This window comes from Sphingopyxis sp. (assembly GCF_034380315.1).
Taxonomy (GTDB): domain Bacteria; phylum Pseudomonadota; class Alphaproteobacteria; order Sphingomonadales; family Sphingomonadaceae; genus Sphingopyxis.
Genome location: NZ_JAXMPB010000009.1, coordinates 101,251 through 127,706, shown reverse-complemented (window position 1 = coordinate 127,706; position 26,456 = coordinate 101,251). Strand labels below are relative to the sequence as shown.

Genomic DNA, 26,456 nt, shown 5'->3' with positions numbered 1-26,456 from the left:
TGATGACCCGAAAGCTATTCGCCCTTCTGGCCTTTCTGTTGATGAGCATCAGCCTTGGTGTCAGCGTTACGCGCGCCGCCGAGGAGGAAAAGCCGCTCAAGATCGAGTATCGCTTCACCCCGCCGGCGCCGCGCGAACAGAGCGAGGCCGATGTCGTGCTCAAGTCGGAGGGGTGTTACAGCTGTCACACCAAGACCGATCAGCCGTCGATGCACGCGACCCCGGCGGTCAGGCTGGGGTGCACCGATTGCCACGGCGGCGACGCTGAATCGGCTGCCGCGGTCGGCAGGCCGGAGCTCGGTTACGACAACCCCTATAATATCGCGGCGATGAAGGCTGCGCATCCGCAGCCGACCCTGCCGGGTGCATGGCACGACAGTTCAGCCAATCCCGAGCGCAGCTATACCCTGCTCAACAAGGAGGCGCCGGAATTCATCCGGTTCGTCAATCCCAGCGACTATCGTGTCGCGCGCGAGGCGTGCGGGGCATGCCACATGGAAGTGATCGAGGCGACCGAGCGCTCGCTGATGTCGACCGGCGCGATGCTATGGGGCGGGGCGGCCTATAACAACGGCATTGTGCCCTATAAGAATTATGTGTTCGGCGAAGCCTATACGCGAACCGGCGAACCGGCGTGCATCCTGTCGCCTTCGTCGCGATTGACGGCGGAAGAGTATAAGGAAGCGTGCAAGCCCGGCTTCGGCTTTGACAAGATATTGACCGACGACGAACGCAAGCGCGGCGCACTCGCCAAAATGTATCCGTTGCCGCGCTGGAGCGTGATACCGCCGGGTGATGTTTTCCGTGTGTTCGAACGCGGTGGCCGCAATATCAATACCCAATTCCCGGAAATCGGACTGCCCAACCCGACCGGCCAGATCCAGCGACTGGAGGAGCCGGGGCGCCCTGACCTGAAACAGTCAAACCGGGGCCCTGCCACGGGGCTGCGCGTCGCTATCCCGGTGCTGAACATCCACAAGACGCGCCTGAACGATCCTTTCATGTGGTTCATGGGCACTAACGACCAGCCGGGCGACTATCGCCATTCGGGCTGTGCTGGCTGTCATGTCATCTATGCGAACGATCGTGAACCGCGGCACAGCCTGACCTATGCAAAATTCGGTCGCGACGGCGAAACGGCGACGGTCGATCCCACGATATCGGGCAAGAAATGGAACCTGGCGGGCAGCCATGGTGCTGAACCGCATGGGAAAGGCGATGCCGGTACGGCGCCGGATGACGATCATCACGCAGGCGGCGGCCACGGATCGCTGATCAAACCGGCGGATGCGGCTGATGGCGATCCATTGCCAACGACGCCGCGCCGCGAATCGGGCCACCCGATCAGCCATGCTTTCACCCGCGCGATCCCGACCTCGCAATGCATGACCTGCCACATGCATCAGCCGAATATCTTCCTGAACTCCTATCTCGGTTACACGATGTGGGATTATGAATCCGACGCGCCGCAATTATGGCCGGGGCCGGAAAATACCGCGCCGCGCCCCGCGGGGATGAGCGACGAGGATTATCAGGCGAAGTATAAACAACAGCGGTATCCGACGGCTGCGGAAGTCCATCAGGTGCTTGAACGCAACCCGGAAGGCGCAGCCCCGCGAGGTTTGTGGGCAGACGTCGAGTTCTTGCGCGACGTTTATGACGTCAATGACAGCAACCGCGATACGCAGTTCGCCGATTATCACGGTCATGGATGGAATTTCCGGGGAATTTTCAAGCGCGACCGGAACGGCAATCTGCTCACAGCAGACGGTAATATGGCGACTTATGGCACCGATGCCGCGCATATTGTCGACCCGGCTGACCCTGAAAAATGGCGCAAGAGCTGCGCAAGCTATACGGATGCTGGGGAACGCGACCTCTGCCTGTCGAGTGCGACGTCCGATGGACGCGAGGGCAAGTTTGTCCCGGCTGGACTCAATCCGGGCAAGACGGTCCACATGATGGACATCCACGCCGAAAAGGGGATGCAATGCGCCGACTGCCATTTCGCGCAGGATGCGCACGGCAATGGCTATATTCAAGGCGAAGTCGCGAACGCGGTCGAAATCAGTTGCAAGGATTGCCATGGCACCGCCGACGCGCTGCCCAATCTGCTGACCTCGAACGTCGCGGCGCGCCCACAAGGGACCAATCTTGCGCTGCTGCGCAATCCCGATGGACGTCGCCGGTTCGAATTTCAGTATAATGACGACGCCGAGGTGGTGGGCCTGATCCAGCGATCGATCGTCGATCCCAAGCTTGAATGGCGGGTCAGCCTGGTCAAGCAGGCCGTGACGCCCGGACCGCATTTCAATGCCAAGGCGGCGCGGGCCAAGCTGATGGCGCGTGCGGGCGCGGATAGCGGTGAATTCGAATGGGGCCCGGGCGTCGCCAAAGAGGATCGCGCCCACGGCGACGACAAGATGACTTGTTTTACCTGCCATCTGTCGTGGACGACCAGCTGTGGTGGCTGTCACCTGCCGATCGAGGCGAACTGGAAAACCAAGATGCACCATTTCGAGGGGGAGGAGACGCGGAACTTCGCCACCTACAACCCCCAGGTGGCGCGTGATGAAATGTTCCAGCTCGGACGGCACCAGCTTACCAAGCCGGGCGAGCCCGATTCGGATGGCAATCCGCGCGGTATCATTGCCCCAGTGCGTTCGACCTCGGCGTTGATTCTGTCATCGACCAACATTAACCGCGAGCGCATCTATATTCAGCAGCCACCGATTTCTTCGGCCGGCTACTCCAGTCAGGCCTTTGCGCCGCATTTCCCGCACACTGTCCGGCGACAGGAAACCAAGCAGTGCACGGACTGTCATCTGTCGGCCGCCGACGACAATAATGCGATCATGTCGCAGCTGTTGTTGCTGGGTACCAACTTCGTGAACTTCGTCGGCCTCAATGTCTGGTCGGGGATGGAGGATGGCTTTCAGGCCACGCGCGTTACCGAATGGGACGAGCCACAGGCCGTGATCGGCAGCTATCTCCACCGCTATGCCTATCCCGACTATTGGCGGATGCACGTCGAACAAAATGGCCGTGAGCTTAAGAACTGGGTTCGTGGCAAGACGTTCGACGCGAAGGGGTCGGGAGAGACCAAGGCGCTGGAGGAATTCGCCAATATCGTCCAGGGGACGAGCGGCCAGGTGAACTGTCTGCAGCAGCGCGGCGAATATATGTTTGTGGCCGAAGGTCGGGGCGGTTTCCGCGTCTATGACATCGCCTCGATCGGCAACAAGGGGTTCTCTGAGCGTATCGTGCGGGCGCCTTTCTCCCCGCTCGGGCATGACACCCATGTCCGAACGAAAAACGCGACCTGCATGGCGATCGCCACGACCCAGCCGATCAGCGTCTCGCGCAACGAGAATATCGTGAAGAACTTCCCTGAAAACCACGAACAGGTGATGCATGACATCTACCGTTATGCGGTGATCACTGATAGCGTCGAGGGGCTGGTGCTGGTCGATATCGATACGCTGGCCGACGGCGAATTTCGCAACAACAAGCTGAAGCGTGCGCTGACATGGAACGAGGGCAATGTGCTGGCAGGTGCCCGGCACATCACGCTTGCTGGCAGCTTTGCCTATGTCACCGCCGATTCGGGTGTGGTGGTGCTCGATCTGACACGCCCGCTCGAGCCCAGAGTGACGGCGCAGGTGCCTCTGACTGATGCGCGGGCGAGCGCGGTGCAGTTCCGCTATCTTTGGGTAACGGACGCCGATGGGGTGAAATTGTTCGACATCACCAATATGGCGCAGCCTGTGGCAGTGCCATCGGGCACCGTGCGCTTGGCGGATGCACGCAAAATCTATCTTGCGCGCACCTATATGTATGTCGCGGCGAAGCGGGACGGATTGATCATCGTCGATGTGACCCAGCCGGCCCAGCCTGTCGTCTGGCCTGCCCAGACCTTTGGCGGGGCGATGCAGGATGCGGAGGATGTCATCGTCGCTTCGACCAACGCTTCGCTCTTTGCCTATGTCGCCGACGGGCGCGGCGGCATCAAGGTCGTGCAATTGACCAGCCCGAACAATCCCGGTCTTTATGGTTTTTCGCCCAAGCCGACGCCTGAATTGATCGCCTGGGCAAAGACCCCCTCTCCAGCCCTTGCGTTGTCGAAAGGGCTCGACCGCGATCGCGCTGTCGATGAAACGGGGGGGCAGATGGCGGTGTTCGGCCGCCTGGGCTCGCGCCCCTTCACACGCAGCGAAATGGAGGCGCTGTTCCTGAACGGCAAGGGGCTGGTGTACAAGGTTCGAGACGAAGTCGATCAGGGCGGATGGCGGCCGCCGCTCGCTTATTCGAACTGATCTTTTCGGCCCATCGCTTCGGCCGCGGGCCGAGGCGATGGGCCGACCCCGGTATCTTAGAGCCGTTCGGCCTGAACAACCATGTCCGATGCGCGTAGCGCCGACAGGATGCGCATGACATGCTGGACGTCGCGCACTTCGACGACCATGTCATATGTGTGAAATCCGCCTTCACGGTTCGACAGGCGCAAATTGGTGATGTTCGCTGAATTGGCGGCCAATATGCCCGACATTTCGGCGAGCGTGCCGGGTTCGTTCAGGATGACGACGCACAGCCGCGCATTGCCGCCTTCGCTATCCTCCTGCCAGCGCAGGTCGATCCAGTCTGCGTCAATGCCATCGGCCAGGCTGGGGCAATCGATGACATGAACCTCGATTCCTTCGCCCTCGCGGGCAAGCCCGACGATCCGGTCGCCGGGAACCGGGTGGCAGCAATCAGCCAACTTATAGGCGACGCCAGGGGTCAGTCCTTCGATCGACACTGCCGCGCCCTGGCGCAGCTTTCCGGGCTTGGTCTTCATCTCGGTTGTGATCCCGGGCACCAGCGCCTCCAGAACCGCGTCGTCGGACAGGCGCCGCTTGCCGATCGCGACGAAAAGGGCGGTGTCATCTTCCAGCTTCAGCCGTTCGCGCGCGGCGGCACGTGCCTTGTCGCCGATCCGGTTGGGCAGGCGCGCGATGATCTCGTCATACATTTTGCGGCCGAGCGCCGCCAATTCGACCTTCTCCTTCGATCGTACATGGCGGCGGATCGCGGCGCGTGCCTTGCCGGTTACGGCAAAACCCAGCCAGGCGGGCTGTGGCGTCTGCTTTTCCGACGACAGAATTTCAACGGTGTCGCCGTTCACCAGCTGTGTGCGCAGCGGGACCAGGCGTCCGTTCACCTTTGCTCCGACGGTGCGGTCGCCCAGTCCGGTATGGACGGCATAGGCGAAATCGACCGGGGTGGCCCCCTTGGGCAGCTGAAACAGGCTGCCCTTTGGCGTGAAGGCAAAGATGCGGTCCTGATACATGGCGATGCGCGTGTTTTCGAGCAGTTCGTCAGGATCATGCGTTTGTTCGAGGATTTCGATGAGGTCGCGAATCCAGCCCGCCTGCCCGTCGGGGCTACCGCCGCCCTGCTTGTACGCCCAGTGTGCAGCGAGTCCGAATTCGGACTGTTGATGCATTTCGACACTGCGAATCTGGATTTCGATCCGCATATTCTGCTGGTGCATGATCGTCGTGTGCAGCGATTTATAGCCGTTGCGTTTGGGCGTCGAAATATAATCCTTGAACCGCCCGGGAACCATTTTCCATTTGCGATGAATGAGGCCCAGCGCGGCATAGCAATCGGCATCGGTTGGGGTGACAATGCGAAAGGCGATGATGTCAGTGACCTGTTCAAAGCTGACGTGGCGCTCCTGCATCTTGCGCCAGATCGAATAGGGGTGTTTTTCGCGCCCTGACACATCGGCGTCGATACCGTTTTTGGCAAGCAGTTCCTTGAACTCGCGGCTGATCGCCGCAACCTTGTCTTTTCCCCCGGCGGTCAGCTTTGCGAGGCGGCCGGTGATCGTCGCATAGGCTTCGGGTTCGAGCTCACGAAAGGCGAGCAGTTGCATCTCGCGCATATATTCATACATGCCGATCCGCTCGGCGAGCGGGGCATAGATGTCCATCGTCTCCTTTGCGATCCGGCGGCGCTTGTCGGGATTTTTGATGAAGTGCAGCGTCCGCATATTGTGCAGACGATCGGCAAGCTTGACCAGCAGCACGCGGATGTCGTCCGACATGGCGAGCAGGAACTTCCGCAGATTCTCAGCGGCGCGCTCATTTTCCGTTTGCGCCTCGATCTTGCTCAGTTTCGTCACGCCGTCGACCAGGCGGCCGACATCGGCACCGAACAGTCGCTCGATTTCTTCCGGTGTCGTCAGCGTGTCTTCGAGCGTGTCGTGAAGCAGCGCGGTGACGATCGTTTCGCTGTCGAGATGCAGATCGGTCAATATGCCCGCGACTTCGACCGGGTGACTGAAATAGGGGTCGCCTGACGCGCGCTTCTGGCTGCCATGCTTTTGCACTGTGAAGACATAGGCGCGATTCAGCAGCGTCTCGTCGACGTCGGGATCATAAGCGCGAACGCGCTCGACAAGTTCATATTGCCTCAGCATCAGGGCCAATGTCGTTCATGGCGCGCCAATTGCAATGCGAAATTTGTGTGCGCCCTACGCTGTGCACCAGCAACATTGCGAAAATTCTTTGCAAGCATCGTACACGCTGGTCCGTTGCACGATGCAACCAATGCCTTATATTCTTTTGGCGCAGGGGTGATTTTACGTTAGGGCATGGCCATGAGCAAACTACGCGAAAAGCTGAACGATCTGGATGGCGGGCATTGCGCGCTGCCGCTGGCGTTGGAAGCGATGGGTGAGCGCTGGTCTTTCATGATCCTGCGGGCCGCCTTCAACGGCGTCCATCATTTCGAAGAGTTTCAGCAAGAGCTTAATATCGCCCGCAATATCCTGTCGAACCGATTGTCGAAGCTGGTAGATCACGGGATCATGGCGCGCGAGGTGATGGCCGAGGATCGCCGCAAGGTTCGCTATCAACTCACCGACAAGGGCGTTGCGTTGCTGCCTGCGATGATCGCGCTTCGGCAATGGGGCGAAAATTGGGGGGCTGGTGTGCCTTCGACCCCGGTGCTCGTCGATACCCGCGACGAACAACCGATCGGACCGGTGACGATTACGGCGCACGACGGGCGTCCGCTCGGTTACCGGGAATTGGTGTGGAAGCACCGCTCCGAGTTGCAGCCGCTTGGCCAGGCGCGGGTGCGCGCGAGCGCGCGCACGGCTCCGGTCGCGGCCGAATGATCCGCCGCGCCGCGTTCCTGTCCCACTGACTTGCCAGCTTCCGCAGCCACCATGCCCCTGTTCGGATTGTCCACGCCGGGACCCTTTTTCGGTAACAAGGTACGTGCCTTCTGGAATCTCCAGATATTGGGCTGGGCCGCATGGCTTGGTCTGCGCGGCGTATCGGGGCTTGCCAATGGGCAAAGCTTCACCTTTCTGATCCCGCAGACGATTTCGGCGATAACCGGCTTTTCGCTGACCCTCATCTTGTCGGTCTGTTACCGCGCGCTGATCAACCGCCGCCCGATTTTGATGTGGAGCGTCAGCTTCGGGCTCGCGGGGCTTGCGACCGCACTGTGGGCGTTCATCGACGCATGGGTCGCGCAGATCCAGAATCCAGCGAGTGAAGCGGGTTTCACCAGCCTGCTGCTCGGCGCCATCTATATCGATGCGACGTCGCTCGGCGCCTGGTCTGCGCTCTATTTCGCGATCAACTATTTCCTTCAGCTTGAGGAGCAGAATGACCGGATGCTGCGGCTGGAAGCCCAGGCGGCGTCGGCGCAGCTTGCGATGCTGCGATACCAGCTCAACCCGCATTTCCTGTTCAACACGCTCAACAGTATTTCGACGCTGGTACTGCTCAAGCAGTCTGAGCCTGCGAATGCCATGTTGTCGCGCCTGTCGGCCTTTTTGCGCTATACCTTGGCGAACGAGCCCACCGCGCAGGTGACGCTGGCGCAGGAGATCGAGACGCTGAAACTCTATCTCGATATCGAAAAAATGCGCTTCGAGGATCGGCTGCGCCCGCATTTTGCGATCGATCCCGCCGTGGCGCGGGCCCGTTTGCCCTCGTTGCTGCTGCAACCACTGATCGAGAATGCGATCAAATATGCAGTGACACCGCAGGAGGAAGGGGCCGATATCACCCTGTCGGCGCAGCTTGCCGGTCAAAATGTCCGGATCACCGTGTCCGACACCGGCGCGGGATTGTCAGCCGACGGCGCCGACCCCACCACAGGCATTGCAACGGAATCGACCGGTGTGGGTTTAGCCAACATCAGGGACCGGCTGGCGCAGGCTTTTGGCGATCAGCAGCGGTTTGATGTGCATGCGGGTGCAGAAGGCGGCTTCACGGTCATTATCGAGTTTCCGTTTCAACCCGATGGACAAGCGACGATTGGAACCGGACAGACATGACGATCAGAACCATCCTGGTGGATGATGAAAAATTGGCGACTCAAGGGCTGCAACTGCGGCTTGAGCCGCATGGTGATGTCGAGGTGGTCGACACCGCGCAGAATGGCCGCGAGGCCATCCGCAAGATCAAGACCCACAAGCCCGATCTCGTCTTCCTCGACATCCAGATGCCGGGGTTCGACGGCTTTTCGGTGATCCAGGGGCTGATGGAGGTTGAACCACCGCTGGTCGTGTTCGTCACCGCCTATTCGGATCATGCAATCCGCGCCTTCGAGGCGCAGGCGGTCGATTATCTGGTCAAGCCTGTCGAGCCCGAGCGGCTGGCCGATGCGCTTGACAGGGTGCGCCAACGCCTTGCCGAAAAGCGCGGCGCGGCAGAGGTCGAGCGGCTGAAGACGGTGCTGGCCGAGGTCGCGCCCGAAGCGGTCGAGGAATTCGATAGCGATCATGCGGGGGAGGCGCCTGCTGCCGACCGCTACGAGAAGATGATCAACATCAAGGATCGCGGCCAGATTTTCCGCGTCGATGTCGACAGCATCGAGCGCATCGATGCGGCCGGCGACTATATGTGCATCTATACCGCCGATAACAGCCTGATCCTGCGCGAAACGATGAAGGATCTTGAAAAGCGTCTCGACCCACGCAATTTCCAGCGCGTTCACCGTTCGACGATCGTGAACCTGTCGCAAGTCAAGCAGGTGAAGCCGCACACCAATGGCGAGTGCTTCCTGGTGCTCGGTTCGGGGGCGCAGGTGAAGGTGAGCCGCAGTTACCGCGACGTGGTGGCAAGGTTCGTGCACTGACGCCTTCGTCATTGCGGGCGTAGCGCAGCAATTCAGGGCCAGCCCAAGGGCTCTGGATTGCCACGCTACGTCATCCGGCTTGGCACTTCCCGCACTGGCAGAGCGTTAGAGCTGGTGCCCCGTTCGGTCGCGCTTGGTCGCCAGATAATGCACATTATGCGGGTTGGTGGGCAGAGCCAGCGGAATGCGTTCGACGACGTCGACGCCTTCCTTTGCCAACCGCGCGACCTTCTCCGGATTGTTCGTCATCAGCCGGATGCGCGGCACGTTGAGCAATGCAAGCATCCGTGCTGCGATCGCGAAGTCGCGCGCCTCGACCGGGAAGCCCAGGCGCAGATTGGCGTCGACCGTGTCATAACCCTGATCCTGCAACGCATAGGCGCGCAGCTTGTTGACGAGGCCGATCCCGCGCCCTTCCTGTCGCAGATAAAGCAGGACGCCCCAGGGGGCATCGGCCATCGCGTGGAGCGCGGCGTGGAGTTGCGGGCCGCAATCGCATTTCAGGCTGCCGAGAACATCACCTGTCAAGCATTCGCTGTGCAACCGCACGACCGGCGGGTTCGCATCGCGGCGGCCGATGACCAGTGCGACATGATCCGATGGTTCTTCCGGCGTGCGAAATGCGACGATCTCGGCAGATTCGCTTGCCGCCACCGGCAGCCGTGCCCGTGCTGCGATGGCCAACCGCGCTGGGTCGAGTAGGGCACCGACATCGGTGACTTCGCATTCACTATCGGCATTGCCCGTTGCATTCCGCACGAAAAAGGCGGGGAGCAGACCGGCGTGGCGCGCCATTACCATCGCCGCGGCAGCAGCGGTTTCGCCGGCGGTTGCGGCCGTGGAAAAGGGGCCTTTCAACGGATTGGCGAGGTCGAGCGCGGGATCGGCGATCGCCAAGGCTGCGGCGACATTTGTAGCCGCCTCGTGCAGCCGTACCGGACCTGGCGTCGCAGCGGCGCGCTGGTTGGTGAGTTTCAGCGTTACTGCGCGCTCGCCTGACAGCAATATGTCGGCGGGGGTATCCGCAAAGGCCGCGAGCGCCGCGTCGGAGGCGCTTTCGATTGCCAGCAGGTCAAGCGCGCCATCGGCGCCGCTGACACGTACAGGCCAGCCGCGGCGCAGCGCGTCGATGGCGCGCGCGGCGCGGCGGGCGCCGGGATGGGCCGGCGCCTCGTTCAAAAGGCGAACTCGGTGATCAGCGGAATATGGTCCGACGGGCGCTCCCAGCCGCGCGCCGGCTGGACGATGCGGTGCGCGACCGCTTTGGTCAGCAGGTCGGGTGTGACCCACATATGGTCGAGCCGGCGACCGCGGTTCGATGCGGCCCAATCCTTGGCGCGGTAGCTCCACCAAGTAAACAGGGGGTCAGGAGCGGTGATGAAATGGCGCCCCAGATCGACCCATTGCGACGCCGCCTGCAAACGGGCGAGCGTTTCGACCTCGATCGGCGTATGACTGACCACGTCGAGCAACGCTTTGTGATTCCAGACATCCTCGGCCAGCGGTGCGATATTGAAATCGCCCGTCAGGACCGTGGCATCCTGCAGCGCTCCCGACCATTCGGTCATGCGAGCTAGGAAATCGAGCTTTTGTCCGAACTTGGGGTTGAGCTCGCGGTCGGGAACGTCGCCGCCCGCGGGGATATAGACATTGTCGACTCGCACGCCCGAGGGCAGGGTAACGCCGATGTGGCGCGCCTCGCCATTCGCCTGCCAGTCATATTTGCGCACATCGGCAAGCGGCAGCTTGCTGATTGTCGCGACGCCATGGTGCATCCGCTGGCCGTTGGTGACGATGTGGGTGTACCCAAGGCTTTTGAACATGTCGGCGGGGAACAGTCCGCATTCGACCTTGGTTTCCTGAAGGCACAAGACGTCGGGAGCTTCTTCGCGCAGAAATTTCTCGACGATGCCGATGCGTGCGCGGACGCTGTTGATGTTCCAGGATGCGATGCTGGTGCGTGTCATGCGCCAAGGCTCTATCGGCGCTGGCTGCCGTTCGCAATGGCGCTGCCGTCAAAGTGCGCGGAGGCCCGACCCGAAACGGCCGATTGCGACCGGTTGTGGGCGTTCGCTAGATATTCAATAATGCGCCATGGAACGCCGCTGGATAGAGTTACCGAGTGGGATACTGGCTACTGCTTGTAGCCTAATCTCGTTGACCGCCTGCTCGGGCGGGTTGACCGAAGCAAAGCATGATTCCTCGCAAGATTATGTCGTTCTGAGCATTACCAGCCAGACGGGCGGCACAATCGACGGGACATGGGATGAAAGAGATAGCGAGGGCAGGAAGGTTCTTGGTGGTTTAACCATACCGTCACCACGAATCTTGGCTGATGCCGTGTTTTTCTGTGGTCCAACGTTCGTGACGATAGACACCTCTTGGACTCATACGAGCTATGTGTCTTTTCCAAGCGCAAGAGGTGACGGGCAATCCAACCTCGCGATTGTCCGTTGCGTCCAAAATCACGTTGGCTTTGCGTTCTCTGCCGGACTCGGACCTGAACCGAAACCCGGCGAGATCTTCGAGCTAGATTATACGCCATTTTCGTCGTTACAATCTAAGCGGCAATTTCCTTCACCTTGATGACCACTTCCCACTCCGTTACGGTCGTTTGGGTTCTGCGCAGGGGGGAATCATAAACCCCCGTCCCAGGGGCGGTGGAACGGGGGTTCAAGGTCAGCGTTCGTCACGCTCTTGAATGAAGGCTCCTGGCAGTCCGGTGGGGCAACAGGGGGAAACCCAAATCCGGGGGCCGTGTTGGCGCCTTCGAGTGTTGGAATAGCCTTGCTTCCCTGTCGCCAAGCTGAACGAAATGGTGCTGCGCCGGATGCCCATGCAGTTTGTCGATGCCGGGCGTCCGTTGACCGATGAAAAAGAGGCGCCGAAGCCGCTCGGTGGCTTCGGTGCCTCTTTCGGATGTGTTCGGTGCGGGTCGGATCAGCCGGGGCGACCACGGCGGTTCGGACGCGGATCGGTCCAGCGAAAGTTCGAATCAGCGACCGCGACGTTGAACTTCTGGTTCGACAGGTCGATGCGGGTGCGGTTGTTCTGCGAATCGAGTGCGACCCAGCCATGCAAGCGCAATCCGCCGGGCGCCGCCCCGTCTCGGACGAGCACCATGGTGATTGTACCATATTCGGGGCGTTTCGGGTCCTTGATCTCGACGCTGAGCACGCCGTTGTTTCCGGTGGGCACGACCTTCGCATATTTCGACAGATCGCGGTCGGGGTCGAGCAGCGCGCCGAGCGGCGAATTTTTCACCGGCCAGCTTTGCACCTGCTTCACTTCATAGTCGATCATCGTCAGGCGGCTGCCGTCGCCGACAATCAGAAGGGGGATGCCCTTTTGATACTGGAAGCGAATCTTGCCGGGGCGCTTCAGCGTCAGCGTGCCGTTCAGCCGCTGGCCGTTGCGGTCGGTCTGGACGAAGTCGGCGGTCATCGAGCTGGTCGATTTGAGGTGGGTCTGAACCGATGACAGCGCATTGGCCGACTGTGCGGTTGCCGGGGCGGTGACGGCGATGCCGGCAGCGCACACCGGCACGAGCGCCCAGGCAGCGGCGCAGGTCAGGCGATGGGAAATGTTGGTCAGCTTCATCTCACTCTCATTCTTGCGTTGGCGGACCGGATATGGCGGCGGGGCATTGAACCCGCGCTGAACCCGGCGTTGGTCGCTGTTCAAGTCCCGGTACACCTGGTTGGTTCCATCAGGTTGGCGAGAGCGGACGGATCAGCGCGGCTGGCCATATTCGTCGGTCAGCACGTCACGGCGACCGACATGGTTGGGCGAACTGACCAGCCCTTCCTCCTCCATTCGCTCGATCAGCCGCGCCGCGCTGTTATAGCCGATGCGCAACTGTCGCTGCAGCCAGCTCGTCGATGCCTTCTGGCTTTCGACCACGATCTGGCACGCTTTTGCGTACATGCGGTCCTCGGCGCTGTCGCCGCCCGCCGGGGCGCCCTCCATCGCGAAACCACCGTCCTCGGGATCCTCGGTGACGCTTTCGACATAGTCGGGGCGCCCCTGTCCGCGCCAATGGTCGGCGACCGCGCGCACCTCGTCGTCGGAAACGAAGGGGCCGTGGATGCGGGTGATCTGTTTGCCGCCGGGGACGTACAGCATGTCGCCCTTGCCCAGCAGCTGCTCGGCGCCCGCTTCGCCCAAAATGGTGCGGCTGTCGATTTTCGAGGTGACGTTGAAGCTGATGCGCGTCGGCAAATTCGCCTTGATGACGCCGGTGATGACGTCCACCGACGGACGCTGGGTTGCGAGGATCAGGTGAATGCCCGCGGCGCGCGCTTTTTGTGCGAGACGCTGAATCAGGAATTCAACTTCCTTGCCCGCGGTCATCATCAGGTCGGCAAGTTCGTCGACGACCACGACGATCTGCGGGAGCGGCTGGTAGTCGAGCGTCTCTTCCTCATAGACCGGCTGGCCGGTGTCGGGGTCGTACCCCGTCTGGACGCGGCGGCCGAGCGACTTGCCCTTGGCGAGTGCGGCGCGCACCTTGTCGTTGTAGCCCGCCAGGTTGCGGACCGACAGCGACGACATCATCCGATAACGGTCCTCCATCTGTTCGACCGCCCATTTCAGCGAGCGCACCGCCTTTTTGGGTTCGGTGACAACGGGGGCGAGCAGGTGCGGAATGCCGTCATAGACGCTGAGTTCGAGCATCTTGGGATCGATCATGATCATCTTCACCTGGTCGGGACCAAGGCGATAGAGGAGCGAGAGGATCATCGCGTTGAGGCCCACCGATTTACCCGAACCGGTGGTCCCGGCGATCAGCAGGTGCGGCATCGGGGCGAGATCGGCGATCACCGGGTCGCCGCTGATATTCTTGCCCAGGATGATCGGCAGGGCGCCGGTCTGATCCTGGAACAGCTGGCTGCCAATCATCTCGTGCAGCACCACCGCTTCGCGGTGCGCGTTGGGCAGCTCGATGCCGATCACCGTGCGGCCGGGGATGGGTGCGATGCGCGCCGACAGCGCCGACATGTTGCGTGCGATATCGTCGGCAAGGTTCGATACACGGCTTGCCTTGGTGCCCGGCGCGGGTTCGAGCTCGTACATGGTGACGACCGGGCCGGGGCGGACCGCAGTGATCACCCCTTTGACCTGGAAATCTTCGAGCACCGATTCGAGCAGGCGCGCGTTGCGTTCGAGCCCGGCCTTGTCGATCTGTCCGGTCGGCCCTTCGGGCGGCGGCGCCAGCAGGTCGATCGACGGCAGCTGGTAATTGGTGAACAGTTCGGGCTGTGGCTTGGGCTTGGGTTTCGACGGCGCGCTGCGTTCGGCGGGGTCGGTGATTTCGGGCGGCGCCCGGTCCGCGGGTTCGGCGCGCGGGCGTGGGCGCACGACGCGGTCCATCAGATTCGGCGCTTTCACGCTATCTTCGGCCGATATGGTGCGGCCGGGTTCGACAATACGGCTGCCGTCCGCTGCAGGCAGCTTGAAGCGCGACGCCCACCCCTTTTCCAGCCGCAGCGCGCGCCAGCCGAGCCACAGGCCGGTCCCGCCGAGCGTCAGGATCGTGCCGATCCGAATCAGCGCGGCGGCCGGGTCGCCCGCGCGCTCGAACCAGGGGGCTATGGCACCGCCGCCGATCAGCGCGATGATGCCGCCCCACCCTGCGGGAAGCGGCGCATTGCTGTCGGGCGCCCACAGCTCCGCGGCGAGGCCGACGAGCAATATGCCGATAAAGGCAAAAGCGAGCTGGCGTTTCCAATAGGGTTGCGGCGTTGTCGCCCAAAGGCGCCAAGCGATGATACCAAGCAACGGCAACAGCAACACCACCGCACCGCCGCCGATGAACAACAACAGATCCGCGAACCAGGCTCCGGCGGCGCCCATCCAGTTCGACGGTTCGCCGCCCGCCGCGGTATGAATCGCGGCATCGGTGCCGTCATAGGTAAGGAGCGCGAGCGTCAGGAACAGCGTGAACAGCCCGAGCGCGACCGCCGCGGCGATCACCAGCGATCGCGCGATACTCTGGCGGAAAACGGTGCGCCAATCGGCCTTTGCGGTAATGGCCTTGCGGCTTGCCATGCTCGAAACGGTCCCTATCGATTAATCAGCGCGGATATGCGCACGCACCGGACTCTCCGTCAAGCGCGGGGCCGATCGCAACGATGCCGGTCGCGCTCGCCGCTTTTCAATCGGCGCGTTGCGGTCTAGGGCAGAAGCCATGAGCGACGTGTTGCGCAGCGATGTCCTGATCTCCGGTGGCGGTCTTGTCGGCCAGGCACTTGCGCTGGCGCTTGCCCACCACGGTTTGTCCTCGCAGGTCGTCGATCCCGCCGATCCGGTGGCGACGATTGCTCCGGGCTTTGACGGCCGGGCCTCGGCGATCGCCAGCGCCGTGTGGCAAATGTTTGATGTCATCGGCATTTCCGACCGGCTGGCCGGTCATGGCTGTCCAATCCGAGCGATCCGGGTCAGCGATGGCGGCGAAGGCGGAGAGCTAGACTTCCTTGCCGGGGACGATTCTCCCGCGCTTGGCACGATGGTGGAAAACCGCCAGCTTCGCCTGGCGCTGGCTGCGGCGATTGCCGATACGCCCCTGGTCCGGCTGTTCATGCCGACGCGGGTTGTCGATCGCAGTGTCGATGCGCACGGCGCCACCCTGACGTTGGCTGACGGGACGCGGCTGGCGGCGCCGCTGCTGATTGTCGCCGAAGGGCGTCGGTCGCCGACGCGCGATGCGGCTGGTTTTACCATCGCGGGCTGGTCTTATCATCATCATGCGATGATAGGCGCGGTTGCCCATTCGAAGCCGCATGGGCAGGTCGCACACGAAATCTTCTTTCCGTCTGGGCCGTTCGCACTGCTCCCGTTGGTTGACGACGAACAAGGGCGCCATCGCTCCGCCTTTGTGTGGACCGTGGGGGAAAAGGACGGTCCGGCTTTCGCCAAGCTTGGCGACCGGGGCTTTCTCGCCGAACTCGGCAAGCGTGCGAGCGGTGTACTCGGGACGATGGAGCTGGTCGCGCCACGTATGACCTATCCGCTCGGCTTTCATCATAGCGCGCGGATCGTAGGCGAGCGTATCGTGTTGGTCGGTGACGCGGCGCACGGCATCCATCCGATCGCCGGCCAGGGGCTCAACCTTGGCCTGCGTGATGTCGCGGCGCTCGCCGAAGTGCTGGTCGAAGGCGCACGGCTCGGCCTCGATCTTGGCGATGCGGCACTGCTCGCGCGCTATCAGCGGTGGCGTGGGCTCGACAATCTGATGGTCAGCCTGGCGACTGATGGATTGACTAGGCTTTTCGGGATTCCTGGGCGCACTGCATCGGCGGTCCGCCGCGCAGGGCTTGGCGCGGTTCAGCGTATGCCGGCGCTCAAGCGCTTCTTCATGGACGAGGCACGGGGGGAAGCCGGCGATCTGCCACGTTTGCTTGCGGGCGCCGAAATTTAGACAGGCGCACCGAGAGACGCACTGCCAAGGGGGCTTTATTGCAGGGTGGCGCGTCCGTCATCGCCGTCGAAGCGGCCGAAAAACTGCATCAACTGGACGACCAGTTCGGCCCGGGCGTCGAGTGCGGCGGTTTCAAGTAGCGCCTGTTTCGCCGCGGCATCAAAGGGGGCGACCTGCGCGATGCCGTTGACGAGCGTAAGGTCGTCGAGCTTTCCAACTGAATCCCAATCGACGACATAGCCCTGCCGCGCGGCGAATCGTTTGGCTTCTCGTTCCAGGCTGGCGCGTTCTATACTCGACAGCGCGGCGCTTTCGTCAGTCTCGACTTCGATATCGGCCTCGACCTGCCGGAAGGGGGTCGTAACGTCGAGTTCGCGCAGCACGCGGAACCGTGCGACGCCCTCCAGAATCAGGTTGAACCGGTCGTCTTCGAGCGCTTCGACATCAATGATCCGGCCGACGCATCCGATGTCGTATAATGCAGGCGGTTCGCGATTCTCTTCACCCGCGATCACACGCGGCTGGATCATCCCGATCTGGCGATCCCGCGCCAGCACTTCCTGCACCATCGCCGAATAGCGCGGTTCGAAAATATGCAATGGCAGGTGCAGCCCGGGAAACAACACGGCGCCCGGCAACGGAAAAATCGCAATCCGCTGGATGGTCATGGGCAGCGCCTCTCCCATGGCTGCTTTCTCCCTATCCGAACAGGATCAGCGACAGACGGCGGCGCTGTGCGGCGACCCACGGATCTTCCAGGCCGACGGCCTCGAACAGTGATAGCAGCTTGGCGCGCGCGGCGCCCTCCTGCCATTCGCGGTCGGCGGCGACGATATGAAGCAGATTGTCGGCAGCGGCATCGCGCCGACCGGCGCCGATCTGCGCAGCGGCCAGGTCGAGCCTTGCCTGATGGTCGTCAGGGTTGGCAGCAACGGCAGCCTCGAACGCGGCCAGTTCGCTTGCATCTGGCGCGTTGGCGGCCAGTTCGAGCGCACTTTTCGCTTGAGCGATCGCTGAATCGGTAGCGATTTCGGCCGGAACGGCATCCAGCGCGGCCTGCGCCGCCTCGGTTTCGCCAGCTGCGATCAGCGCGCGGACAAGGCCGCCATGCGCGGCGGCATTGTCAGGCGCCATGTCGACGATCTGGTTGAAGATACCGGCGGCGCGCGCGCCGTCGCCTTCAGCAAGCACCGATTCGCCCATATCGATCAGCGGGGCGATCTCGACCGCCAGATCCTTGGCCTCGCTCTCGACGGGAAGCTGGGCGAGCAGTTGATCGAGCATCGCCTTCAGCTGGCTCTCGCTGCGCGCGTTGGTCAGGTTGGCGACCGGCTGTCCTTGAAAGATGGCATAGACGGTAGGGATCGACTGGACCTGGAACTGGGCAGCGATGAAGCGATTCGCATCGACATCGACTTTTGCCAGCACGACGCCCTTGTCGGCGTAATCCTCGGCAACTTTTTCCAGAATCGGGGCGAGCTGTTTGCACGGCCCGCACCATTCGGCCCAAAAGTCGAGGATGACCAGCTTGGACATCGACGGTTCGACGACGTCGCGGCGAAAGGCTTCGACAGCCTCCTTTTCTGCGGGGTTCAAGCCCAAAGTGGCCACGGTCCGGCTCTCCTTTTGTGAATATCTGCTGGCTGCTTATGTGGGAAGTCGATGGCCAATGCCAACCCTTCACCGCATATGTTGGCAGGAAAAGCATGAAGGGGGTTGCCGAGTTCAAAAGCCGGTGCTAATCGCCCGCCTCACCCGCTGGCACCCACCGGTTGCCAGCCGCCAGAGCGGGCGTAGCTCAGGGGTAGAGCACAACCTTGCCAAGGTTGGGGTCGAGGGTTCGAATCCCTTCGCCCGCTCCAGTTTTTCTACATTTTCCAGCGACTTAGGCCTCCAAGTGCACTGCTACGTGTGGTGACAAAGCGGCCTTTGAGGGGGTTTGTCCCCATAATGTCACCACTTGGGATCGTGGCATCGGAAAGAATCTGCAAGGTCGACCATAAGCCGTCTACGAATGGGAAGTGGCTGCGGCTATCCCAGGCCGTGTCTTGGAGACCTGTCCATCGAACCTCGATGCAGTTCGCAGAAACATCCAATTTCGGTTCCAGTTGTCATTGCGAATTGTTCCGTTCATCGGGGATGAAATCGCGCACTTCGCAATTGTTGAAGTGTGTGACCGGGTTCCGCTACGCATGTCCAGGCGAAAGCTAAAGGTAGTGGTGCGCGCCCCGACGTGCGTTTCCTTGGCTCGGTCACTTTTTTGGGAGATTGATGGGTATCCGATTATTATTGGATTATAAAATAGATGCCACTCTGCCCGAGGCATAACTTCCTGAATGCGACTCATTCTGGTCGCGAATTGGGAAGGAAGAAGCGATGAAGGACTTCAATGAACTGATCGACCTCGGCGCCATCAGCGTCGAAACCCGCGGTATCGAGCCGCTCGGGCCGGTCGACGAGGATCAAGGCGAACATTATCTGTTCGCCGGCGGCATCACGGCCGACGACTGAAAGCGGTGGCGTGCCGCTCGCATGCGGCACGCCATTCGCATTGCCCCGCGCAATTATCGAAATGTCCGCCATGCTGCGATCGGGCCTGCATCACTGCCATTTCGATGGCGCCGTGGTCCTGTTCGATCTTACCGCCGACCGCTATTTTCTTCTCACCGATCAGTCCGCCGAACGGTTTGACCGCGTGCTCGCCGGTCGCGGAACGTCTGCAGATAAAGACCATCTGCGTAGCCTCGGGCTTCTCGCTGGCGATGCAGACGGAAATCCTGAGCTTGCAACTCTCCCCCCGATGGCCGCGCGCAGTCTCCTTGACGAGCCGTCCGCAAAGGCCTCGATGGCGGCGACAATATCCTGTATCTGGGAGCAGCGGCGAGCCCGCCGCGATCTTCAGAAATATTCTCTTAGCGATATTGTAAACGGCCTCGGACGCAGGTCTGATCGACTGGCGCCATCCGGTGCGGACGATTGCCGCGAAATCGCCGCCACGTTCGTGCGCGCCAAGCGCTATATGTCATCAGATGACCAATGCCTTGTGCGCGGCATTGCCATGACACGGATGCTTGGGCGCAGCGGCGTGGCAGCCTCGCTGGTGTTCGGCGTCACCATGCCTTTCGCAGCCCATAGTTGGGTTCAGGTCGGCGATACCGTGCTGACCGACTCCTTGGACATGGTTCTCCACTATCGACCCATCTTCGCCGTCTGATGACAGGCGGGTTTCGAATTGAGGTCGAGTTGTCGACCAACCGTCCGGCTCCGGAGCAACAGGGCCCGCCGACTTTCGAAATATCTGGCGTGAGGATATGGACCGCCGAACCGGCAATCGCAGTGCCTCCTCGGACCGTCATCATCGGTCATCTCTTTACGAGAGGCCCACCCAGCCGCCGGGTCGAGGCTTTTGAAGTCGGAGAGGGCGATGGTCTTGCGGCCAATGATGCGCAACGGCTCCTGAGGCAATATTGGGGCGGTTACGTCTTGGTCCATGCCGACCCAGCGGGTGTGGTACGGATATTTCGCGACCCATCGGGACTTCTTCCTTGCTATGTCCGCCGCGATCGCGGCCGAGTGACGCTTGCAGGATCAATTACTGACCTCGCGAACCCTGCTCCCGGTTCGGCAAATCTCAATGAGATCGCTCGCATCCTGGCGGGTGGCGATCTTCGGGGGCGACGGACATGTGTATCGGACGTCGAAGAACTGATCGCCGGCGAATGCCTGGTCATCGACAAGGGTGAATTACGGACCGAGCAATATTGGTCGCCTTGGGATCATGTCGCCAGTTCCGGCCTTGGCGCCGACGAAGTGACTGACGCATTGAGGCGCACGATAGCGGACTGCGTCGGAGCGTGGGCTACCTGCTTCCCCTCGATCATGGTCGGCGTGTCGGGCGGGCTCGACTCCTCGATTGTTGCGGCGTCGGCAGCGAATATGGCCAAGAGGCTGACCTGTCTGAATCTGGTGAGCCCCGATTTCGATGGAGATGAGCGCCGGTACGCCCGGGCGCTTGCAGAGTCGATCGGCACGCTGCTGATCGAGGAGCATCGCGAGCTGCAAGACATTGACGTCACCGTCTCGGCAGCGCCACATCATCCTTGGCCCGTTGCTCCGCTCTACAAGCAGACCAATGAGGCAATCCATCGTCGCTTGCTCAGCAAACTACCCGTCGATGCCTTCTTTTCCGGCAATGGCGGCGACGGCATCCTTTGTGGCGTACGAAGCGCGGTGCCCTTCATCGATCGGCTATTGGCCGAAGGTCCGCGACCATCCCTGGCTTCTACCCTGTATGATCTCACCCTGTTGACTGGAGCGGACGCCAAGACCGTTCTGAAGCACGGCTGGGATCGCTATCGACGCAATCGTGGGCGTCATCGTCCCCTCATCAATCTCGCGGGCCTGGGAAAAGAGATCGGGCGAACGATCAGGGCGGAGGGCGCCTCCCACCCCTGGCTCGATGCGCCCGACGATATTCTGCCGGGGAAAACTGTCCACGCTGCCTATCTGATGCGAGCGCAGAAGGGCGTCGAACTCTATCCGCGCGTGACGATGCCTCCCCATATTGCCCCGCTGATGTCGCAGCCGATCGTCGAGGCCTGTCTCGCTATACCGACATGGGAGTGGATCGCCGGCGGCCAGAACAGAGCCGTGGCCCGAAAGGCATTCGAAGGATATTTGCCGGAGTTGATCACCGCGCGAAAACAAAAGGGCGGACCTGGCGACTTTCACCTGTCGATCTATCGCGCCCACCGCTCTGCGCTCCACGATCGCCTACGCGGCGGGATCCTTGCGGAGTCGGGGGTCTTGGATCTTGCACTTCTCGACATACCCGAAGACCCAAGCTGGCGCGGCACGGAGCGCATCGACAGGATCCTCACATTCGTCGCCGCAGAGAATTGGTCACGATATTGGGAGGGAAGTTGATCATGAGAACAAGAATGTGATGCGCGTTCAATTCGAACCGCAATTTGGAGGAAGAGCAATGGAAGACAGAGACGCCAAGTTGGAGCTTTTGGACCTTGGTGCGATCAGTGCGCAGACGCGCGGTTTGGAGCCGGTCGGCCCCGTCGAGGAAGACACCGGCTCGCGCTACATACCTTTCGCAGGAATCGGCGAATACGATTGAGCACGGATCAAGGCGCGGCGGCGCAGCGTTCTGGCAAGTTCTTCTTCAAGCGATCCCATTTCACCACATGATCTGGGAAAGGCGCATCGGCGTCCCGCTTGTCGAGCAGCCAATAGTCGAACCACGCAATGTTTTCGCGCATCGCGCGCAATCGGTTGGTTGTCAGGTAGAAGACATGCGTCTCGTCGGACGCCGCTGTTGCTCCCGGATAGTAGCTGATCTGGGTTGCCACGCCTGCCGCACGTAAAGCCTCGAACAGTTCGATCTGTGACGGCGATGCCGAAGCCACTTGCTGCAACACCGCGGCACAGACTTTGTCGGCATTCAGCGACGGCGCAAATCGGCGCCAGCGTTCGATATTGTCGCTGAGCGGGGCACCGCCATAGACCGCATCATAACTGGAGCGGCCCGTTGCATAGCCGGCGGGTTCCAGAAAGCCGCCATCGCCGCTCGAGGCCGCGCGAAACATTTTTGAGTTGGTCACGGTGACGTTGACCATTTGGGAGCCGCGACTGTAGCCGGCGATTCCGACGCGGGCCGGATCGATCAGCCCCTCAGCGGCAAGTTCCGTCACGGCATCCTCGAAGCTGTGCACGCCGGTCAGCCAGAGTTTTTGTTGAACCGTTTCAGGATCGGGGGGACCTTTACCCCGTAGCCAGGCGTGCATGGCGTCCATCAAATCCTTCGACTGGCCGGGTGAGGGGTCGTTGAGGAGAAGAACCACATAACCGCGTTCAGCAAGCAGCTGGATTGGATAGTTCCACTGGTTTGCGGGCTCGGCAAATCGGTCGTCTGCATCGGTGCCGTGGGTCACGACCACCGCTGGGTGTCGGTCGCCGGCGCGGTGGCCGCGCGGGAGCAAAACATAGCCGCTCGACCAATAGCCGTCGCGACTGACAAAGGTGCGTGCAATTGCCTGAAGAGGTTCGATCTCCTCATGTCTTGGTGAGATGGGACCAAGGTCTGTGATCTTATCTGTGTCGAGATCCACGCGAACGAGGCGCGGCGGCCGGGACATGCCTTCCTCGACGCATATGGCAGCCCGGAGCATGCCGTCGAAGCCGCATCGCGTCAGGCTCGCGTCCGCGCGGAGTTCACGCACCCCTGTTTTATCGATGAGCGCGAGACCATAGCGCGCATCGCCGAGCCCCCTGGTCCCGATCACCACCCGCCTACCGTCGCGGCTGCTTTTCCAGCCGACAGAACGGGAATCGCCGATGTCGAACCTGACACGGCCATAGCTGTGTGGTCGACCATTCGCCGAGGTCTCGAGCAGCTCCCGATGGCTGCCCACCCCGCTTGTCGAAAGCTGCCCACCGCGCGGGCCGCCGAGAATCGACATGCTGAGCAAGTCGCGTTGCTTCGCGAGCGTGCGCACCGTCTTGTTCACGCGGTTCCACGCCAGGAACTCGAAGGCACCACCCAAAGTGCCGTCGCTCGTCTCGATCCGAAACTGGACTTCATCGCCTCGCCACAGAATGCGACCCCCGCCGCGGGTGGCGACCCGATCGGTCGATGGCCTGGTCATGATCCGGGTCGTGCTTCCGTCGGGACCGCGTAGAAGATAGTCGACCTCGATGTCGATCGACGATCGTCGCCGGCCAAGTAGCGCAGTAACTTCCTGATTGAACCGGACTCGAGGTCTGTCGGCCTTGGCCCTGAGCTGTGAATACCAAAGCCATTTGCCGTCGGGTGACCAGTCATAGTCGAGGATACCGATATGCGAGGGGCGTATGCCGCCGCCGAGCGGGAAAGACATGTCGGCCTTTCCCACTGGCACGGGGTTGGGGTTCACCATCAGCGGCAGCAGCTTGCCCTCGGCGTCGATCCGGTAGAGTTGCTGGCCTTCGCCAAGGTCTATCAAAGCGCTCCAGTCGGGTGTCCCGGGGACGGGTCGCAGCGACTTGATCGTATCGACCGTCAGCAATTCCTTCGTCAGACCAGTTTCGACGTCCACGATGCGAATATGCGATCTTGGCTTTCCGGCATCGAGGTCGGCAATCTCGGCAGCGTAAATCGCGAGGCGACCATTGTCCGACAGAGCGATTTCATTCACTTCGGGAACTGTGAGGATATCCTCGAGCGTCCATGGCCTGCCCTTGCTCTCCCCTGCCTGCGCGGCAGGGGAGAGCGCCGCGGCGGCAAGGAGCGCTGCGGCCGGGAGGCCGGATCGGAGTGCGATTTTCATATCGGCGCTCCTCACCAGTCGCGGCTGATCGTGACGCCGAGGAAACGCCCGACAGCCGAATAGTTGGTTGAATCGAAAGGCGTATCGCTAGCGGATGCGACTGCCGTCATATCCGGCTTGGCATTGAGGATATTGAGCGCATTGACCGATATTTCGGCGAGGCGTCCCAGCTTCACGCGTGCGGAAAGATCGAGCGTCGTGACGGGCGAGACACTCACCGGAACGGCGCGCCGCCGATCGGTTACGCCGCCCGTGAAATTGGCGAAGGCGGCCAGTGTGAAGCGCTCGCCGCCGAAGGTCGCGCCGCCACGGGCGCGAAAGTGCGGCGAATTGAATATCGTGCCGGCCAGATCGATGTTCGGAAGACCGGGCAGCAAGCGCTGCCGGCTGTCGAGCCAGGTGGCGTTGGCGGTAAGCGTCAGCGTCTGCTTGCCAATCGGAGCCCGGTAGCGGATCGCCAGATCGGCGCCTTCATAGCGCTGCGCGGCGATATTCCGGTCGCGGCCGTCGATGATCGCAATCACCGTGGCGGGATTATAGGGCCCGCTCGTTCCATTGCCGAGCGGATCGGCGGCGCCGGCGATTGCCTCGGCCTGCGACGCGGCCGACGGGTTGAAGGTGATAAAATCAGCGTAGAGCGGATTGGTCAGCGTTCCGAGCGGTGAGCCGAAGGGTGGCGCAACCCTGTCGCGATAATCGATCCGGAACAGGCTGGTGACGATCTGGAGTCGCGGCGACGGCCGAAATGTCGCGCTCAAGGTGATATTCTCGGACCGCTCGGGACCGACGTCTGGATTCCGGCCGCCGATGTAGATGTAGGTCGAACCCGCTGGGAACATTGTACCGTAGCCAGTGACGGGCAGCAGCACCGGCGTGTAGCCGCTGAATTGCTGGTTGAGCGTCGGCATCTTGAACGACCGGCCCCACGAAAGACCAATGCTTAGTTCTTCGGCCGGCGCATAAACGAAGCCCAGCTTGGGAACCACGATGCTCCCGGCATCGGAGTAGTCTTCGAAGCGAAACGCCGCGGTGATCGACGCGCGGTGGGCAAAGGAGAGGTCTTGCGCAGGACTTGCCAATGGCAGGAAGAGCTCCCCATAGGCATAGAGATTGTCGCGACGTCCGGCGAAACCACGGCCGTTGACCTCCGCGATAAGTCGGTTGCGACGCCAGCCGCCGCCGGCGGCGAGCCGCACATCGCCGGCGGGTAGCGCGAAGATCGCGCCCTCCACACCGGCTTCCACGCTGACACTGCGATTGTTGAATATGCGAATGGGGCGCGTGGCCACGCCGTTGGTGAAATTCTGCGTCTCGCCATAGGTATCATCGCTGCCGTAGAAAGCGGAGATGCGCGCGGTCCAACTGCCGCCGATCTCGGCCTCGATCGTCGGAGCGATTCCGAAGGTTTCGAACTCATTGGTGACGATCGTCCCGCGCGTCGTGATCGGACGGTCCACGAACAGACCGCGCACGGACGTCATATCGCCGCGCTTGTAGATCGCGTCGGTCTTCAACTGCACGCCGGCAACCAATTGCTGATGGGCGCTCAGCAGAAAACTATGCCGCTTGAGCTCGGGGTAGAGCGTCGAGGCGGAGTTGCTACTCGCTGCATAGCTGCGATCGCGCGCAAGGATCGCGCTATTCTCGAAATAGTCATAGGCGGCAAGGAAGCCGCCACCGGACCATTTTGCGCCCCCGAGCAGCCCATATTGCTGCTGAAAATTGCCCCCGTCGGTCGATCCGCCGAGTCGGGCACTCGTTGCGATTCCCTCATAATCCTTGCGCAGCAGGATATTGACCACGCCCGCCACCGCGTCGGCGCCATAGATCGCCGACGCGCCGTCGGTGACGATCTCGATCCGTTCGACCGCCGCTGCTGGAATCGCACTCACGTCGATGGCGCTTTGCGTGCCGCTGTAGGCAAAGCGATTGCCATTGAGCAGGGTCAGCGTTGCACTCGGCCCTATCCCCCGCAGGTTGAAGGTCGAGGCTCCATTGACGTTTCCATTCTCGTTCGCGACGCCCTGACCCGACCCGATCCCGGGATTCTGCCCGCCCCCGAAATTCTGGGGCAGGCTTCGCGCCACCTCGCCGAGGTCGGCATGACCCGCGTTGCGAATATCCTCGGCACTGATGTCGATAACCGGCGCGGCGGCAGGAGCGCCCGCGATGCGCGACCCGGTGACGATGATGACTTCGGGCTCGCCTGCGGGGATGGCCGGAACGGCGGCGTCGTTCAGGATAATGACCGACCGGCTCTCGAAGCGCGCCGTGAGGCCGCTGCCGGCGAGAAGCGCCTCGATGGCTTCGCGCGGCGTCAGCTGACCCCGCACGGCGGGTGCCCTCTTCCCTTCGATGTCCTGTGAGCTGACATAGAGCTCGATATCGGCGAGCGCGGCGGCACGGCGCAGAGCGTCGCCCAGATCCTGCGCCGGAATATCATAGGATTGGCGCGGCGCCTGCATGGCCAGCGCGCCTTCGGGCGAAAGCAAGGCTGCTGTGCCGACGAGCAGTGCGGCCAGCGAACGGGATTTCATCGACATTTTCACTCCCCCAAAATTCTCGGCCGTGCA

General features: G+C 61.8%; 18 protein-coding genes and 1 tRNA gene. 10 read left to right on the top strand and 9 right to left on the bottom strand.

Features of this window, described 5'->3' with window-relative positions; all coding sequences use genetic code 11:
* The first annotated feature begins 2 nt into the window (after nt 1-2).
* Complete coding sequence (locus U0S50_RS15720; protein ID WP_416195004.1) at nt 3-4,316, top strand: hypothetical protein; 4,314 nt, start codon at nt 3-5, stop codon at nt 4,314-4,316.
* 56 nt (nt 4,317-4,372) lie between these two features.
* On the opposite strand, the gene U0S50_RS15715 is transcribed toward U0S50_RS15720, so the two are convergent.
* On the bottom strand, nt 4,373-6,466 hold the full coding sequence (locus U0S50_RS15715; RefSeq protein WP_322309662.1) for a bifunctional (p)ppGpp synthetase/guanosine-3',5'-bis(diphosphate) 3'-pyrophosphohydrolase: 2,094 nt from the start codon (nt 6,464-6,466) through the stop codon (nt 4,373-4,375).
* A gap of 180 nt (nt 6,467-6,646) precedes the next feature.
* Between U0S50_RS15715 and U0S50_RS15710 the strand changes: the two genes are divergently transcribed.
* The 3 genes from U0S50_RS15710 to U0S50_RS15700 are packed head-to-tail and all read left to right on the top strand — an operon-like array spanning nt 6,647 to nt 9,147.
* Entirely contained in the window at nt 6,647-7,168 is a 522-nt protein-coding gene (locus tag U0S50_RS15710; protein WP_322309620.1) for a helix-turn-helix domain-containing protein, read from the top strand.
* A 51-nt stretch (nt 7,169-7,219) separates the two neighbouring features.
* Entirely contained in the window at nt 7,220-8,344 is a 1,125-nt protein-coding gene (locus U0S50_RS15705; protein WP_322309619.1) for a sensor histidine kinase, read from the top strand.
* The gene (locus tag U0S50_RS15700) at nt 8,341-9,147 is read left to right on the top strand and encodes a LytTR family DNA-binding domain-containing protein (RefSeq protein ID WP_322309618.1); all 807 of its coding nucleotides are present in this window, start codon (nt 8,341-8,343) and stop codon (nt 9,145-9,147) included. Before U0S50_RS15705 ends, U0S50_RS15700 begins: the two co-directional genes overlap by 4 nt.
* Nucleotides 9,148-9,252: 105 nt before the next feature.
* Here the strand turns inward: U0S50_RS15700 and ribA are convergent, their stop codons facing one another.
* The 4 genes from ribA to U0S50_RS15680 all read right to left on the bottom strand — a co-directional run bounded on the left by ribA (nt 9,253) and on the right by U0S50_RS15680 (nt 15,198).
* Complete coding sequence (gene ribA, locus U0S50_RS15695; protein WP_322309617.1) at nt 9,253-10,326, bottom strand: GTP cyclohydrolase II; 1,074 nt, start codon at nt 10,324-10,326, stop codon at nt 9,253-9,255.
* On the bottom strand, nt 10,323-11,114 hold the full coding sequence (locus U0S50_RS15690; protein WP_322309616.1) for an exodeoxyribonuclease III: 792 nt from the start codon (nt 11,112-11,114) through the stop codon (nt 10,323-10,325). Before U0S50_RS15690 ends, ribA begins: the two co-directional genes overlap by 4 nt.
* A 973-nt stretch (nt 11,115-12,087) precedes the next feature.
* Nucleotides 12,088-12,747: an outer membrane lipoprotein carrier protein LolA gene (locus U0S50_RS15685; RefSeq protein ID WP_322309615.1), complete on the bottom strand. Its 660-nt coding sequence runs from the start codon at nt 12,745-12,747 to the stop codon at nt 12,088-12,090.
* Nucleotides 12,748-12,879: 132 nt separating this feature from the next.
* Nucleotides 12,880-15,198, bottom strand: a complete 2,319-nt coding sequence (locus tag U0S50_RS15680; protein WP_322309614.1) for an FtsK/SpoIIIE family DNA translocase — start codon at nt 15,196-15,198, stop codon at nt 12,880-12,882.
* 139 nt (nt 15,199-15,337) lie between these two features.
* On the opposite strand from U0S50_RS15680, the gene U0S50_RS15675 reads away from it, so the two are divergent.
* On the top strand, nt 15,338-16,567 hold the full coding sequence (locus tag U0S50_RS15675; protein ID WP_322309613.1) for an FAD-dependent monooxygenase: 1,230 nt from the start codon (nt 15,338-15,340) through the stop codon (nt 16,565-16,567).
* Between the two features lie 35 nt (nt 16,568-16,602).
* On the opposite strand, the gene U0S50_RS15670 is transcribed toward U0S50_RS15675, so the two are convergent.
* Both U0S50_RS15670 and U0S50_RS15665 read right to left on the bottom strand, forming a co-directional pair.
* On the bottom strand, nt 16,603-17,253 hold the full coding sequence (locus U0S50_RS15670) for an LON peptidase substrate-binding domain-containing protein (RefSeq protein WP_322309612.1): 651 nt from the start codon (nt 17,251-17,253) through the stop codon (nt 16,603-16,605).
* A 13-nt stretch (nt 17,254-17,266) separates the two neighbouring features.
* Nucleotides 17,267-18,178 (bottom strand): tetratricopeptide repeat protein, encoded by a 912-nt coding sequence (locus U0S50_RS15665; protein ID WP_322309611.1) that lies wholly within the window; start codon nt 18,176-18,178, stop codon nt 17,267-17,269.
* A gap of 176 nt (nt 18,179-18,354) precedes the next feature.
* Between U0S50_RS15665 and U0S50_RS15660 the strand changes: the two genes are divergently transcribed.
* The 5 genes from U0S50_RS15660 to U0S50_RS15640 all read left to right on the top strand — a co-directional run bounded on the left by U0S50_RS15660 (nt 18,355) and on the right by U0S50_RS15640 (nt 21,695).
* Nucleotides 18,355-18,429: transfer RNA gene (locus U0S50_RS15660), tRNA-Gly, on the top strand.
* Between the two features lie 514 nt (nt 18,430-18,943).
* Nucleotides 18,944-19,078 carry a benenodin family lasso peptide gene (locus U0S50_RS15655; RefSeq protein WP_137865550.1) on the top strand — a complete coding sequence of 45 codons (135 nt, stop codon included), beginning with the start codon at nt 18,944-18,946 and terminating at the stop codon, nt 19,076-19,078.
* Nucleotides 19,079-19,088: 10 nt separating this feature from the next.
* Entirely contained in the window at nt 19,089-19,781 is a 693-nt protein-coding gene (locus U0S50_RS15650; protein ID WP_322309610.1) for a lasso peptide biosynthesis B2 protein, read from the top strand.
* Between the two features lie 596 nt (nt 19,782-20,377).
* The gene (locus U0S50_RS15645; protein ID WP_322309609.1) at nt 20,378-21,493 is read left to right on the top strand and encodes an asparagine synthase C-terminal domain-containing protein; all 1,116 of its coding nucleotides are present in this window, start codon (nt 20,378-20,380) and stop codon (nt 21,491-21,493) included.
* A 58-nt stretch (nt 21,494-21,551) separates the two neighbouring features.
* Nucleotides 21,552-21,695 carry a hypothetical protein gene (locus U0S50_RS15640; protein WP_153802699.1) on the top strand — a complete coding sequence of 48 codons (144 nt, stop codon included), beginning with the start codon at nt 21,552-21,554 and terminating at the stop codon, nt 21,693-21,695.
* A 7-nt stretch (nt 21,696-21,702) separates the two neighbouring features.
* Here U0S50_RS15640 and U0S50_RS15635 read toward each other — a convergent pair whose 3' ends face one another.
* Nucleotides 21,703-23,883, bottom strand: a complete 2,181-nt coding sequence (locus tag U0S50_RS15635) for a prolyl oligopeptidase family serine peptidase (RefSeq protein ID WP_322309608.1) — start codon at nt 23,881-23,883, stop codon at nt 21,703-21,705.
* Nucleotides 23,884-23,894: 11 nt separating this feature from the next.
* On the bottom strand, nt 23,895-26,426 hold the full coding sequence (locus U0S50_RS15630) for a TonB-dependent receptor (protein WP_322309607.1): 2,532 nt from the start codon (nt 26,424-26,426) through the stop codon (nt 23,895-23,897).
* Nucleotides 26,427-26,456: the final 30 nt, after the last annotated feature.